Below are 13,523 nucleotides of genomic sequence, written 5' to 3'. Positions count from 1 at the left end.
GATGGTGGAAATGCTCGCCCAAGGTGCAGTGATCGGGATTCTGGGGGGTGGTCAGCTGGGCCGGATGCTGTCCGTGGCAGCCGCCAGGCTGGGTTTTGTCAGCCATATCTATGAGCCGGGTGCGAACCCACCTGCGGGGCAGGTTGCGGATCGCGTCACCACTGCGGCCTATGACGATGCAGACGCGCTGAAAGCCTTTGCCGATGCGGTCGATGTCATCACTTACGAGTTCGAGAACATCCCGACCGAAGCGCTGGACATTCTGGAAGCGCACCGCCCGATCCGCCCCGGGCGCGAGGCCTTGCGCGTCAGCCAGGACAGGTTGACCGAGAAGACATTTCTGCAAGAGCTGGGCCTGAAGACGGCCCCGTTTGCGGATATCGCCGACCTGAACAGCCTGAATGCGGCGATCGAACAGATCGGGACACCCGCCATCCTGAAAACCCGTCGCTTTGGCTATGACGGCAAGGGGCAGGCCCGGCTACGCAAGCCTGAGGATGCCGAGGCCGCTCTGGCCGATATGGCCGGGGCACCGGCCATTCTGGAAGGGTTCGTGGATTTCTCGCACGAGGTGTCGATCATCGCGGCCCGCGGTCTGGACGGTCAGGTCGCCTGTTTCGATCCGGGTGAGAATGTGCATCGAGACGGTATCCTGCACACCACCACCATCCCTGCCCGCCTGTCCCCCGCCCAGCGCAGCGATGCCATCCTGCTGGCGGCCAATATTCTGAACGCTCTCGAATATGTCGGCGTGATGGGCGTTGAGCTGTTCGTGACACCCGGCGGACTGATCGTGAACGAGATCGCTCCGCGCGTGCATAACTCGGGCCACTGGACGCAGAACGGCTGTGCTGTCGATCAGTTCGAACAGCACATCCGCGCGGTGGCGGGCTGGCCTTTGGGGGACGGGCAGCGCCATTCGGACGTGGTGATGGAGAACCTGATCGGCGACGACATGGACCGCGTGCCTGAGCTGGCGCGCGAGCGGGATGTGGCGCTGCATCTCTATGGCAAGGCCGAGGTAAAGGCCGGGCGCAAGATGGGGCACTTCAACCGCATCAAACGTTGAGGCTATCGCGCCTGCGCGCGACGCCTTCGGCGAGAGTATTTGGGAAAAGATGAAGGTTTTGCGGTGCCTAATCCAGAAACCGGGCGGCGATGTCGCCTGACATGTAACTGACGCGCCCACCGGCCAGGGTGGCTGCAACGCGATGGGTGTCCGCATCCAGGATGACCAGATCCGCGCGTTTTCCCGGCACGAGCGTGCCCCTGTCCTGCATGTCCAGCACCCGCGCGGGGCCGGACGAGACCAGCGCCCAGGCACTGGCCAGATCCAGCAGACCGGTTTTGGCCAGCATCAGCGCCGCGCGGCGCGGGCTGGGATAGTGATAATCCGAGGCCAACGCATCACAGAGCCCCATGGCGATCAGTTCGACGGCGCTTGCGTTCCCCTTGTGTGATCCGCCCCGCACGACGTTGGGAGAACCGAGGATAACGTGATCCCCGGCAGAACGCGCGGCTTCGGCGGCTTCAAGCGTTTCGGGGAATTCGGCAATGCGCACGCCCCGGTCGCGCCACCATGCCCTAGTCTCGGCGGTCGCGTCATCATGGCTGCCCAAACGCACCCTCATTGAGACAAGTTCGGCGCTGAGTGCTTCGACGGCAGCGGGAACCTCGTTCCTGCGGGCATGCATATTGAGCAGCATCTCAAAATGCGCATCCGGATTGCGTCCGGCCTTCAACGCCTGCCCGGTCAGGCGCGGCGGCTTTTTGCCCTGCGCCAAACGATCATGCGGCAGGTGATCATTGAACACCACATAGGGCACCTGCCATTCGGCGATACGATGGGCCAGACCTTCGTAGTCCTCCAGCATGTTGGTCTCGAACCGCAATTGTGGGATCAGATCCGTGACGGTGCTGTTCTTGACCGCAGCGATGGCCCGAAATACCTGCGCGGCAAACTCGGGGCCGCGCACGCCACCTTCCCAGCTGTAGAACTGCGCCAGCACCGCGGTGGTGATGCCATTGGCGGCCAGTTCGGCTTCGGCTGCCAGAATACCTTCGTTCATTTGCTTCATTGCGCCCCGGCGCGGGGCGATGTGGCGTTCGAACCCGTCCCCGTGCAGATCGACGATACCGGGCAGGACAAGATAACCGGTCAGGTCAACCCTGCGCCTGGTCCGATCTTGCTGAATAACGCCCTCCGCCATCGAGAGATCGCAGCGCAACAGCCCATCCTCCGGCAACAGAACCTCTGCGCCGGTCAACGTCAGATCCAGAAAAGTCATTGTGTGGGCTCCGAGTCAGGTTCCGAGCAATCCTGCCCGATGCAGATCTCATCGATTATCTCCATCACGCCGTCCAGCCAGGTGATCTGCCGATCGAAGCGGCCGAATTCGATAAAATGCAGCGCCTGTGCCATAACGCGTGGGTTGTTCATCATGAAGGTGTGGGTCACCGGCAGAACAAGATGATCCTTCATCCCTTCGACCTTGGTGGTTTCAACCGAAACCTTGCCGTCATCCGGCCCGTCGATCAGCGAGGAAAACAGCGGGTTGAGCGAATTCTCACCCGCGATCACCCCCAGTTCAAAATCCACCGGCGGCAGGCGGCGCGGAATGCCTTCGGGACCTGTGCCCAATTGCAGGCCCGCCGGGCCGTTCAGATACCCGAACACTTCCCATGCGCTCAGCTCATCGACCAACTGGCTGCCCTGATTGGGCGGGCCGAGCATGACGACACGACCCAGGTTTTCGGGCCGATGGTCCTTGAGCCAATAGCGCAACAGGATACCGCCCATGGAATGCGCAACGACATTGGCTTTGTCATCGCCACATGCCGCAAGCGCGTCCGGTATGGTTTGCCTTGCCAGTTCCGGAATACCGATTTCGGTCGATGGATACCCGTGGCGCACTACGGTATAGTCATGCGCCTTGAACAGCTGCTCCATCACGGTGAACGAGGCCTCGGTGCGCGCAAGGCCGTGCAGAAGAATCACACATTTCGCACTGGCTGCGGCAGGAACGAGGCAGAAGAGCAAGGCAATCAAAAGTTTCATAACCGCCAGATAAAGCCTATCAGCCTTTGATAAAAGCCCTAGCCCCGATGACGTCGCAGCACGGCCAGCGCGATACCGCCCAAAACAAGCGTGGCGCCGATGATCAGCCGTGCTCCGGCAATCTCGCCCAGAAAGACGACACCGCCGAGAATTGCGATCACCGGCACGCTGAGTTGAACGACAGCCGCCACGGACGGGGCCAATTGAGGCAAAACACGATACCACAAAGCATAGCCAAGCCCGGATGTTACCGCGCCGGACAGGACGGCCAGCAGATATCCCGCCCCGCTCATCTGCCAGACGCTGCCGCCGGCAAGCATCGCCAGGGCAGTCAACGGCAATGCGACGATGAAATTGGCGGCCGTTCCCTCCAGCGGGTTTGTTTCTGATCGACCCGTTATAGAGTAAAGGGCCCAACCAATACCGGCGGCGGCCATCAAAGCCGCGCCAGCCAAGTCGACCTGAACGGCGCCATTCGGCCACAGCACATAGGCAAGACCTGCAAGCGCAACCCCTGCCCCTGCCACCTGCCGGGCGGTCGGAGTAGCACCCGTCAATGCGCCGACAGAAAACATCGTAATTTGCACCACGCCGAACAGAATCAATGCACCCAAGCCTGCATCCAGCGTCAGGTAGGCGATTGAAAATCCGATCATGTAGAGCGTCAACGACCCCGCGCCAATGATCCGCCTTCGATTGCGCAGCGGAAGGCGCCCTCCGCGTGCCAGCACAAGAGCGGCCAGGACCACGGCCCCCGCCAAAACCCGAACGATGGCAAATCCGGTCGGATCGCTGGCTCCGCTGTCGATGGCCAACCGGTTCAGAATGGAGTTCGCCGCAAAGGCACACATGGTCAGGGCGGTGAGCAAAAACAATCTCATGCCATCCGCATAGCCGTTTGGGCGGGATTTGCACACTCACTTTCGCGAAGGTTGTGGGAACAGACATCCGGCGCCGGACAAAGCAGCGTCTAAACACGCCTTGAAAACAGAACCGTCAATACAAAACGGGGCCGCCCGAAGGCGACCCCGTTCTTTAGCTCTACGGCTCCCCTCTCGGCAGCTTGGCGATACCGCCAAGCGCCTGTCGGGTCGTCAGAATTCGCCGGGGCAAATTCGACGTGCTTACATCATGCCGCCCATACCGCCCATGTCGGGCATGCCGCCGGCAGGTGCCGCGCCTTCCTTGGCCGGCTTGTCGGCAACCATTGCTTCGGTGGTGACCAGCAGGCCAGCAACCGATGCAGCGTCTTCCAGAGCAGTCCGAACCACTTTGGCCGGGTCAATCACACCGAACGAGAACATGTCGCCATATTCTTCGGTTTGCGCGTTGAAGCCGAATGCTGCGTCCGACGATTCACGGACCTTGCCGGCCACAACCGCGCCGTCGACACCTGCGTTCTCGGCGATCTGGCGCAGCGGCGCTTCGATTGCCTTGCGAACGATGTTGATACCTGCGTCCTGATCGGCGTTTGCACCTTTCAGAGCTTCCAGTGCTTTACCGGCCTGGACCAGAGCAACACCACCGCCCACAACAACGCCTTCCTGAACGGCAGCGCGTGTTGCGTTCAGAGCATCGTCCACACGGTCTTTGCGCTCTTTCACTTCGACTTCGGTCATGCCGCCGACGCGGATAACGGCAACGCCGCCTGCCAGTTTGGCAACGCGCTCTTGCAGCTTCTCGCGGTCGTAGTCGCTGGTGGTTTCTTCGATCTGAGTGCGGATCTGAGCAACACGTGCTTCGATCTCGGCTTTCTCGCCAGCACCGTCGACGATGGTGGTTTCGTCTTTGGTGATTTCGATTTTCTTGGCGGTGCCCAGCATGTCCATGGTCACGGACTCGAGCTTCATGCCCAGATCTTCGCTGATAACCTGACCGCCGGTCAGGATTGCGATATCCTGCAACATGGCCTTACGGCGATCGCCGAAGCCAGGTGCTTTGACAGCAGCAATTTTCAGGCCGCCGCGCAGTTTGTTGACAACCAGAGTTGCCAGCGCTTCGCCTTCAACATCCTCGGCAATGATCAGCAGCGGTTTCTGCGACTGGATCACTTGCTCCAGCAGCGGAACCATCGGCTGCAACGAGGACAGTTTCTTTTCGTGCAGCAGGATCATGCAGTCGTCGAGCTCTGCAATCATCTTGTCTGCGTTGGTGACGAAGTAAGGCGACAGGTAGCCGCGGTCGAACTGCATACCTTCGACAACGTCGGTCTCGGTTTCCAGACCTTTGTTTTCTTCGACGGTGATAACGCCTTCGTTGCCAACCTTCTGCATCGCGTCTGCGATCTGCTGGCCAATTTCCGCTTCGCCGTTGGCCGAGATTGTGCCAACCTGAGCGACTTCTGCCGAGTCTTTGACTTCGCGCGACGCAGCTTTAATGCCTTCAACAACCTTGGCAGTTGCCAGGTCGATGCCGCGCTTCAGGTCCATCGGGTTCAGGCCAGCTGCAACCTGCTTCAGGCCTTCTTTTACGATCGCCTGTGCCAGAACGGTTGCCGTGGTGGTGCCGTCGCCGGCTTCGTCATTGGTGCGGCTGGCGACTTCTTTCACCATCTGCGCGCCCATGTTTTCGAACTTGTCTTCCAGTTCGATTTCCTTGGCAACCGAAACACCGTCTTTGGTGATGCGCGGCGCGCCGAAGGATTTGTCCAGAACCACGTTGCGGCCTTTGGGGCCCAGGGTCACTTTAACCGCGTCGGCCAGGATGTTCACACCCTTCAGCATACGGTTGCGGGCATCGGTGTCGAATTTGACGTCCTTTGCAGCCATGTCGTTTCTCCTTGAGAAATTGATTTGAAATGAAGATCAGAGAAAGCGCGCGCTTACTCGATGATCCCCATGATGTCGCTTTCTTTCATCATCAGCAGCTCTTCGCCGTTGACCTGAACCTCGGTGCCCGACCATTTGCCGAACAGGATCTTGTCGCCAGCCTTGACAGCCATTGCGATCAGTTCGCCGCTGTCCTTGCGCGCACCTTCGCCGGTTGCGACGACTTCGCCTTCGCTTGGCTTTTCTTTTGCGCTGTCAGGAATGATCAGGCCGCCTGCGGTTTTCTCTTCGCTCTCTACGCGGCGAACCAGCACACGGTCATGAAGCGGTTTCAATGCCATCTTTGTAGCTCCTTGGGCTCAAAGTTTATCTATCCTCCCCCCGCCTTTCGACGAGGCGTTAGCACTCGGGGTGTGTGAGTGATAACGACGCATAGCTAGGGAGTCTAAAAGTCCGAGTCAACAATTTGTGAGAGATTTTTTTGCAACTTGGATCAGTCAGCCTGTTCCCAGCTATAGGCCCAATGCTTCAACCCTTCTGCGCCCTCTGACGTAAGCCCATAGATGCCCTTTTCAACCTTCTCGAACCACCCGTAGTGGTTTTCCCGCATCAGCCGGGTCGCGACCGGGACCGCGACCGATCTGGCGACGTCCGCCCCCTTGGACGGGCCATTCTCGGCCAGATAGGCCGCACATTTCAGCGCATCCTGCCGATACGCCGTCACGATACCATGGCGCGTCGCGCCCCCAGCGTTCGGGTCACCTTGCAGCCGGTCGAATTCGCGCAGCAACCGTGCGGCCCTGGCTTTGTTCTTTCGGGGCGCGTAGGGGCCGGGATCGCACTGAACCTCGACCGTACCATCAGCCCGCACGGTGATCAGGCCCAAGCCGAGCCTACGACACAGTGCCAGATTATCTTTCAGCGCCCGCCGGGCCGTTCGGCCGGTGGGTTTGCAGACGGCAACATAGACCAGATCGGTGAGTTTCAGCCGGGTGATCGCCTGATGAAACAGGGACAGTGTGAACCGCAGTTTCAGTTCGACGATCACCGGCGCATCCCCATCGCGCACTGCCACGATGTCGGCTGCGCCGACTTCACCCTTGACGGTGTATCCCTGACGCTCCAGCAGCGCCTTGACCGGGGGATAGAGATCCTGCTCGCGGTTCATGTGGCCATGCTACGCAGATTGCCAGGGAATACCAGACGGGCGGCTTGAACATCGGCAGGTGGCGTGGCTAAGTCTGGGTTCAACTTCTTGACACCATTCAGGCTGGCCCCATGCGTTTGCTCACGTTTCTTGCGTTCCTTCTGTTTCCGATCTCGGCTCAGGCCGCGTGCGAGGGGGTGGACCTGCGGCCACAACTGCCCGAGGAAACCCGGACAAAATTGCAAAGTGCAGTGGGCCAGATCGCTTATCCCGAAGGCAATCACTGGATTGCACGCAAGGGCGACACGGTTTTGCACATCATCGGCACGTTGCACAGTTACGATCCGCGCATGGAAGACGTGATTGACCGCCTGTCGCCCGAACTCAGCAAAGCGGACGCCTTTTATTTCGAAGTCACTCAGCACGACATGGACGCCTTCGAAAAGACGATGGCCAACGACCTGAGTGCGGTAATGATTACCTCGGGCCCTACGTTGATCGATCTGATGGAGGAAGACGACTGGGATGCGCTGTCCGCAGCCCTGGCCCAGCGCGGCATCCCCGGCTGGATGGCTGCGAAGATGCGTCCGTGGTTCCTGACCATGATGCTGAGCATTCCGCCCTGCATGATCGAGGACCCGAATTCAACTTATGGAATGGACGCCCGCCTGAACGATCTGGCCGTTGAAAAAGGTATCCCGCAGCACTCGCTGGAACGAATCCAAGACCTTATGGCAATGTTCGACAGTTATCCGCTTGAGAAACAGGTCGAGTCGCTTGTGCGCCTGTCCAGGGCGATGCAGGGCAATGCAGACCAGTTGGCCACCATGGCCAACGCGTATCTTGAAGAAAAGCACGCCGAGATCTTACAGCTTGCCCGTTTACAGGGGCTGGAGCAGTCGGGCCTGAGCCCCGAAGCCTTCGATGCGGAATGGCAGGATTTCGAGCAGCAATTGCTGGTGCAGCGAAATGCCAACTGGATGGCGCAGATTCTGGACATCAGGGATCAGACGGTTGTGATTGCGGTCGGAGCGGGACACCTGAGCGATGATTACGGCCTGCTGAATCAGCTGGAGCAGGCCGGATACGTTCTGACACGCGCCGAATTCTGAACGGACCCAGTGGTTTTCAGACCAAGCGTCGCAGACAGTGCTCAGCGGCGTGACAACGGCCTTTAGCCGCCCTATAAGGCGCGCAAATTTCCATTCCGCAGGACACTGACATGACGACGCTAGTATTTGGCCACAAATCCCCCGACACAGATTCCACAGGCTCGCCGATCCTGTGGTCGTGGTACCTGAACGAGGTCAAGGGTGAGCAGACCGAACCCGTACTGCTGGGTGAACCCAACACCGAAGCAACATTCATGCTGGAAAACTGGGACCTGCCCAAGCCGCGGATCCTTGAGGACCTGCCCGCGGAAACGCCGGTGGTTATCGTCGACACCAACAACCCCGCCGAACTGCCGGCCAACATCAACGACGCGGACATCCGCGCCATCATCGACCATCACAAGCTGGTCGGTGGCCTGGAAACCAAAGGCCCGATCGACATCACAGTGCGCCCCCTGGCCTGCACCGCCACCATCATGGTTGATCTGATGGGCGAAGATGCGGCCAAGATGCCCGACGCCATCAAGGGCGCCGCGCTTACCTGCATTCTGTCGGATACTCTGGAATTCCGCTCACCCACCACCACGGCGCATGACCGCGAGGTTGCAGAACGTCTGGCGGCCGAGCTCGAGCTGGACATTTCGGCATATGCCGCAGACATGTTCGCGGCGAAATCGGATGTCTCGTCCTTTTCGGACGCCGAGTTGATCCGCATGGACAGTAAAGAATACGAGGTCGACGGCACCAAATTCCGGGTCTCGGTTCTGGAAACCACCGCTCCCGGCGTCGTTCTGGACCGCAAGGCCAGCCTGGCGGACTCGATGGTGGCCGTTGCCAAGGAAGACGGCGTCGAGCAGGTGCTGCTGTTCGTGGTTGATATCCTGAACGAAGAGGCCACGCTGCTGGTCCCCAATGATCTGGTCAAAACCGTGGCCGAGAAAAGCTTTGGCGCAACCGTGGACGGCGACGCCGTAGTTCTGCCCGGCATCATGAGCCGTAAAAAGCAGATCATTCCGAACCTGAAGGTCTGATCCTCAAGCGACCCAAATATGAAGGCGTCCAATTCGGGCGCCTTTTTTCTTTGCTGACAGCCATTTGCGGAGGCGTTGCCGGTTGTTAGTCTGACCGGGGGTCAAAAGCCTATCCCAGGTCAGGTAAATGCAATGGTCGTACGAAAACTGAGCACCACCCGCAGCATCCTTCTTTTTGAAGGTGCCGACAAGGCGGCGTATTGGCGACGTTTTGCAATGTTGCTGACGCTGTCGGTCGTGATTGCCACCATGGGTTTGCTGCGCAACTCAAGCGCTGTCGTGATCGCGGCCATGCTTGTGGCGCCGTTGATGACCCCGATCCTCGGGGTGGCCGCCGCGATGGTCATGGGATGGTTGAAACGCGCGGTGACGCTGGCGCTTACGGTTTGCCTGGCTGCCATTGTCTGCGTGATGATGGCATGGTTTCTGGTTTATGTCGCAGATGTTCCCCGTGGCATTTTGATCCCCGACCAGGTCCTGGCGCGTACCGATCCCGGCACCGAAGACCTGATCGTCGCGCTCGCTGCCGGTGTGGCCGGGGCCTATGTTCAGATCAACAAGTCCGAATTGAGCCTTCTACCCGGCGCGGCCATCGGTGTTTCGCTTGTTCCCCCGCTGTCGGCCTCGGGCATTCTTTTATATTTTGACGAACCCGCCGAGGCCTATGAGGCAGGGCTGCTTTTCGCGACGAACCTTGGCGCGATCATTCTGTCAGCCTGCGCGGTTTATCTTGTCTATGCCGCGCGCTCCGTGGTTTTCAGCAAGGGAAAGCGCAAACTGAACTTTACCGCCAGCGTCTTTGTCGCGATCGCGTTTCTGGTCGTCGTCGTCCTGCAGCTTGGGAAGTCCACCTACAACCGTTATCTGGAAACGCGGACCGAGGCGCAACTGGCCGAGTCCATTCGTGCATGGGCCGATCCGGTTTCCGTGGAAATCATCCGCATCGACGTCAACGCTCAGCGCAAGCGGGCCGAGGTTTGGCTGATCGTCGATCTGCCGGCCGAAGCGCAGTTCAAGGTTTCTTCCATTGCCGGTTTGCTGCCACCCAAGCTGCGTGAGACCCCTCTGGTCGGGGTGTTGGAGGAGGAACTAGGACCCGGATACTTGGCCATTATCCGGTATCAGCCGCGTATCGGGGCCCAGATCATCCTGGGAACGGAAAACGTTCAGCAGGCCCCGGATGTCACGAAAATTACCGAAGACGAGTAGCAGATTCACCCATTCCTTGGCGCAAACGGGAATGCGGGATGGTGTTCGGGCCCAAGCTTTGCCATAGCTGTCGCCAGCGCGATATCAGACCCAGAGGCACCCATGACCCAGATCGTTTCCTCGCTTTCCGAGATCTCGGACCGTTACAAGGCATTGTTCGTCGACCTTTGGGGCTGTGTTCACAACGGCATCACGGCCTACCCCGAGGCGGTCGAAGCGCTGAAGGCCTATCGCGCTAAGGGTGGACTGGTGGTCTTGGTCACGAACTCTCCCAAACCTCGCGCCGGGGTGGCAGAGCAGCTCGTGCAATTCAACGTCCCTGCCGACGCGTATGACACCATCGCCACCAGCGGGGATTCCGCGCGATCTGCGATGTTCCGGGGTGCTGTGGGGCACAAGGTTTACTTCATGGGCGAGTGGCAGCGCGATGCGGGCTTTTTCGAACCGCTGAAACTGTTGGATCACCCCATCCATATCGAGCGTGTGCCGCTGAAGGAAGCCGAGGGTATTGTCTGCTGCGGTCCGTTCGACCCGATGGCCGACCCGGATGTGAACCGGCCGGATTTCCTGTACGCCAAGCAGATGGGGATGAAACTGCTTTGTGCGAACCCTGATATTGTCGTGGACCGCGGCGAGGTGCGCGAATGGTGCGCCGGTGCTTTGGCCAGGCTGTACACCGAAATGGGCGGCGAGAGCCTGTATTTCGGCAAACCGCATCCCCCGATCTATGATCTAGCCCGCCGCAGGTTGCAGGAACTGGGGCACGACACCCCCGACAGCGACATTCTGGTGATCGGCGACGGCCCCCACACGGACATTCTGGGCGGCATGGGAGAGGGCATTGATTCTCTGTTCATCTCGGGCGGATTGGCCGCGGCAGAAACAAAAACGTCGCATCATCCGCACCACGAATCTCTAACCGCCTATATTGAAAGGGAAAAGATCAATCCAACCTACACGATCGGGCGCTTGAGGTAATAAGAAAAGACTTGATTTTCTGCAACTGCGAAGTAATAAAGTTGCCAACCTTGGCCAAATGATGGTTTTTTCTTTCACGGCCGATTTCGAGTGAGGGCAACATGTTGGACAATCTTCCGCGCGGAACGATCTGTATCGAAGACATCGAAATGGGCATGTCCCGCAACCTGCGCAAAGTGGTGACGGATGAAGATATCGAAATGTTCGCGCAGGTCTCGACCGACCGGAATCCGGTGCATCTGGACGACGACTATGCCCGCGATACGATCTTCGAAGGCCGTATTGCCCACGGAATGCTGACGGCGGGTCTGATCTCGGCCGTGATTGGTGAACAACTGCCGGGTCATGGCACCGTTTACATGGGTCAGTCACTGAAGTTCCTGGCACCTGTGCGTCCGGGTGACATGGTCTATGCCGAGGTGAAAGTGATCGACATCGATTTTGCCAAGCGCCGCGTCAAGCTGGACTGCCATTGTTCGGTCGAGGGCAAGAAGGTCCTGATCGGCGAAGCGATGGTGCTTGCCCCGTCGCGCAAGTTCGACTGACTGGCAAACACAGTCTCGCAAAAGGCGCCGGACCGGCGCCTTTATTGTTTGGGCACTCAAATGCACACAAGGTCGTCAGGAAGAACGGGTTCGTTTTCGCCCTTTCAGCGCACCTGATTCCAGAATGATTTCCGACACCACGTGTTCACGCCTGTAGGCCATCACGTGAACCCCGGAAACACCGGCGATGTCCCGGATCTGCTGGATCAGTTCGATACAGATCTTCTTGCCCTCTTCCGCGGGCTTTTCGGCCTTTTCCATCCGCTCGATGACATGATCCGGTATGTGAATTCCGGGCACATTGCTGCGCATCCAGCGTGCCGCGCGTGCCGAAGCGATTGGGCCGACACCCGCGATGATGAATACTTTTTCGTCCAGACCGGCATCCCGAACCCGGTCCATGAACCTTTCAAAGAGCGGAATGTCGTAGATATAGTTGGTCTGAATAAACTCGGCCCCCGCCTCGACCTTCTTTGCAAGACGTTCCGGGCGCCAGTCATAGGGCGGTATACAGGGGTTTTCCGCTGCACCCAAAAACAGTTGAGGGGGGCGCGTGATCTTGCGGCCGGAAAGAAACTTTCCCTGATCGCGCATCGTTCGGATCGTCCGCAGCAAGGTCAGGGAATCAAAGTCAAACACAGGTTTTGCGCCCGGTTGATCCCCAACCCCGACACCGTCGCCCGTCAGGCACAGCACGTTGCTGACGCCCAGCGCAGCAGCCCCCAGAACATCCCCCTGAATGGCGATCCGGTTCCGGTCTCGGCAGGAAATCTGATAGACCGGAGAATACCCTGCGCGGGTCAACAACGCACAGATCCCTATCGAAGACATGTGGCAGTTGGCACCAGACGCATCGGTTGCATTGATCGCATCCGCCACTTCGCCCAGCGGCTGTGCCGCCTGAAACACATCCTCGGGGTCAGCACTGTCTGGCGGGTTAAGTTCAGCAGTCACCGCAAAGCGACCCGAACGCAGAACTCTTTCCAATCGACTGTGCGAGACATAGCCTTCGGGAACAGGTACATAGCCGATCGGCTCGACCTCGCTGCGATGGGCATCATTCATTTCTTCAGCTCCCGGTTCACCGCGTTGGGGGGTTCTGCAGCCAGAGGTGCCGCAGAGGGTTCGTTTTCACGCGCCTCCGGGAACGCCTGCGCAAGCGTTTCGCGGGCAGCGTCCCGGGCCTCGCGTTCCCGTGCGGCGATCTCGCGGCTGACCCGCAGCCAGGATGATGATCCCTTCAACGTGTGTTCCACGGGCGGAAGAACCTCTTTTATCTTGTTGCCCCCGTGTTGCATGCGGCTGGCGCCGTCCCAGGCCAAAGCCCAGACGCATTTCATATCGGGCTTCACCTCGCAGAACTCACCGGGACGTACACCGCCGCACGGGCCGTTGCGCAGTTGCTTGGGGCAGTTCATCGGGCAAGACATACCCGTCGAAGACAAAACGCATTGTCCGCACATCTTGCAATCAAACAAAAGACTTTTGACGCCTTTTTCGACCAGCGCGATGGGGCGTTCAACGCGGTTGTAGCCGATCTTTGCAAAGACCGGATCCATCGCGACCATGCCCCGTTCGACACATTTGTAAATCCATTCGAACGCACGGGCGTTGCGAATCGCGAACAGTCGCAATCGATACATGGGTCTGCCTCCTGTGCTGGGTTCATTTGAAC

The 13,523-nt window shown here is 59.2% G+C and carries 14 protein-coding genes; 6 read left to right on the top strand and 8 right to left on the bottom strand.

The window, feature by feature from the left end:
* Position 1 precedes the first annotated feature (1 nt).
* Positions 2-1,069, top strand: a complete 1,068-nt coding sequence (locus ACR0LI_RS00520; RefSeq protein ID WP_480717830.1) for a 5-(carboxyamino)imidazole ribonucleotide synthase — start codon at positions 2-4, stop codon at positions 1,067-1,069.
* A gap of 67 nt (positions 1,070-1,136) precedes the next feature.
* On the opposite strand, the gene ACR0LI_RS00515 is transcribed toward ACR0LI_RS00520, so the two are convergent.
* From ACR0LI_RS00515 to ACR0LI_RS00490, 6 genes are all read right to left on the bottom strand, one after another.
* Positions 1,137-2,288: an alpha-D-ribose 1-methylphosphonate 5-triphosphate diphosphatase gene (locus tag ACR0LI_RS00515; protein WP_480717829.1), complete on the bottom strand. Its 1,152-nt coding sequence runs from the start codon at positions 2,286-2,288 to the stop codon at positions 1,137-1,139.
* On the bottom strand, positions 2,285-3,058 hold the full coding sequence (locus ACR0LI_RS00510; protein ID WP_480717828.1) for an alpha/beta fold hydrolase: 774 nt from the start codon (positions 3,056-3,058) through the stop codon (positions 2,285-2,287). The genes ACR0LI_RS00515 and ACR0LI_RS00510 overlap by 4 nt, the downstream gene beginning before the upstream one ends.
* A 38-nt stretch (positions 3,059-3,096) precedes the next feature.
* Complete coding sequence (locus ACR0LI_RS00505; protein ID WP_480717827.1) at positions 3,097-3,939, bottom strand: DMT family transporter; 843 nt, start codon at positions 3,937-3,939, stop codon at positions 3,097-3,099.
* A 243-nt stretch (positions 3,940-4,182) separates the two neighbouring features.
* Entirely contained in the window at positions 4,183-5,826 is a 1,644-nt protein-coding gene (gene groL, locus ACR0LI_RS00500; protein ID WP_171634470.1) for a chaperonin GroEL, read from the bottom strand.
* 53 nt (positions 5,827-5,879) lie between these two features.
* Positions 5,880-6,167, bottom strand: coding sequence for a co-chaperone GroES (gene groES / locus ACR0LI_RS00495; protein ID WP_010441779.1), 288 nt, complete (start codon positions 6,165-6,167; stop codon positions 5,880-5,882).
* Between the two features lie 152 nt (positions 6,168-6,319).
* Positions 6,320-6,994 (bottom strand): DUF2161 domain-containing phosphodiesterase, encoded by a 675-nt coding sequence (locus ACR0LI_RS00490; RefSeq protein ID WP_171118784.1) that lies wholly within the window; start codon positions 6,992-6,994, stop codon positions 6,320-6,322.
* A 110-nt stretch (positions 6,995-7,104) separates the two neighbouring features.
* Here ACR0LI_RS00490 and ACR0LI_RS00485 point away from each other — a divergent pair, with 110 nt between their 5' ends.
* From ACR0LI_RS00485 to ACR0LI_RS00465, 5 genes are all read left to right on the top strand, one after another.
* Positions 7,105-8,085 (top strand): TraB/GumN family protein, encoded by a 981-nt coding sequence (locus ACR0LI_RS00485; RefSeq protein ID WP_480717826.1) that lies wholly within the window; start codon positions 7,105-7,107, stop codon positions 8,083-8,085.
* Between the two features lie 110 nt (positions 8,086-8,195).
* Positions 8,196-9,116 (top strand): manganese-dependent inorganic pyrophosphatase, encoded by a 921-nt coding sequence (locus tag ACR0LI_RS00480; RefSeq protein ID WP_171634476.1) that lies wholly within the window; start codon positions 8,196-8,198, stop codon positions 9,114-9,116.
* 132 nt (positions 9,117-9,248) lie between these two features.
* Positions 9,249-10,325 (top strand): DUF389 domain-containing protein, encoded by a 1,077-nt coding sequence (locus ACR0LI_RS00475; protein WP_480717825.1) that lies wholly within the window; start codon positions 9,249-9,251, stop codon positions 10,323-10,325.
* Between the two features lie 102 nt (positions 10,326-10,427).
* Positions 10,428-11,303, top strand: coding sequence for a TIGR01459 family HAD-type hydrolase (locus ACR0LI_RS00470; protein WP_480717824.1), 876 nt, complete (start codon positions 10,428-10,430; stop codon positions 11,301-11,303).
* Between the two features lie 101 nt (positions 11,304-11,404).
* Positions 11,405-11,848 (top strand): MaoC family dehydratase, encoded by a 444-nt coding sequence (locus ACR0LI_RS00465; protein ID WP_480717823.1) that lies wholly within the window; start codon positions 11,405-11,407, stop codon positions 11,846-11,848.
* A 75-nt stretch (positions 11,849-11,923) separates the two neighbouring features.
* Here ACR0LI_RS00465 and ACR0LI_RS00460 read toward each other — a convergent pair whose 3' ends face one another.
* Together ACR0LI_RS00460 and ACR0LI_RS00455 are read right to left on the bottom strand one after the other, a co-directional pair.
* On the bottom strand, positions 11,924-12,913 hold the full coding sequence (locus tag ACR0LI_RS00460; RefSeq protein ID WP_152459000.1) for a methylenetetrahydrofolate reductase: 990 nt from the start codon (positions 12,911-12,913) through the stop codon (positions 11,924-11,926).
* Entirely contained in the window at positions 12,910-13,491 is a 582-nt protein-coding gene (locus ACR0LI_RS00455; protein WP_171634484.1) for a methylenetetrahydrofolate reductase C-terminal domain-containing protein, read from the bottom strand. The genes ACR0LI_RS00460 and ACR0LI_RS00455 overlap by 4 nt, the downstream gene beginning before the upstream one ends.
* Between the last annotated feature and the right edge of the window lie 32 nt (positions 13,492-13,523).

Source organism: Ruegeria sp. CL7 (assembly GCF_056536445.1).
This window is presented reverse-complemented; position numbering and strand designations above follow the sequence as displayed.

Bases quoted from the DNA above. Each gene is read 5' to 3' on its own strand.
- ACR0LI_RS00475 (WP_480717825.1), top strand. From the start codon at position 9,249: ATGGTCGTACGAAAACTGAGCACCACCCGCAGCATCCTTCTTTTTGAA.
- groL (WP_171634470.1), bottom strand. From the start codon at position 5,826: ATGGCTGCAAAGGACGTCAAATTCGACACCGATGCCCGCAACCGTATG.
- ACR0LI_RS00515 (WP_480717829.1), bottom strand. From the start codon at position 2,288: ATGACTTTTCTGGATCTGACGTTGACCGGCGCAGAGGTTCTGTTGCCG.
- ACR0LI_RS00480 (WP_171634476.1), top strand. From the start codon at position 8,196: ATGACGACGCTAGTATTTGGCCACAAATCCCCCGACACAGATTCCACA.
- ACR0LI_RS00455 (WP_171634484.1), bottom strand. From the start codon at position 13,491: ATGTATCGATTGCGACTGTTCGCGATTCGCAACGCCCGTGCGTTCGAA.
- ACR0LI_RS00470 (WP_480717824.1), top strand. From the start codon at position 10,428: ATGACCCAGATCGTTTCCTCGCTTTCCGAGATCTCGGACCGTTACAAG.
- ACR0LI_RS00520 (WP_480717830.1), top strand. From the start codon at position 2: ATGGTGGAAATGCTCGCCCAAGGTGCAGTGATCGGGATTCTGGGGGGT.
- ACR0LI_RS00490 (WP_171118784.1), bottom strand. From the start codon at position 6,994: ATGAACCGCGAGCAGGATCTCTATCCCCCGGTCAAGGCGCTGCTGGAG.
- ACR0LI_RS00465 (WP_480717823.1), top strand. From the start codon at position 11,405: ATGTTGGACAATCTTCCGCGCGGAACGATCTGTATCGAAGACATCGAA.
- ACR0LI_RS00485 (WP_480717826.1), top strand. From the start codon at position 7,105: ATGCGTTTGCTCACGTTTCTTGCGTTCCTTCTGTTTCCGATCTCGGCT.
- ACR0LI_RS00510 (WP_480717828.1), bottom strand. From the start codon at position 3,058: ATGAAACTTTTGATTGCCTTGCTCTTCTGCCTCGTTCCTGCCGCAGCC.
- ACR0LI_RS00460 (WP_152459000.1), bottom strand. From the start codon at position 12,913: ATGAATGATGCCCATCGCAGCGAGGTCGAGCCGATCGGCTATGTACCT.
- ACR0LI_RS00505 (WP_480717827.1), bottom strand. From the start codon at position 3,939: ATGAGATTGTTTTTGCTCACCGCCCTGACCATGTGTGCCTTTGCGGCG.
- groES (WP_010441779.1), bottom strand. From the start codon at position 6,167: ATGGCATTGAAACCGCTTCATGACCGTGTGCTGGTTCGCCGCGTAGAG.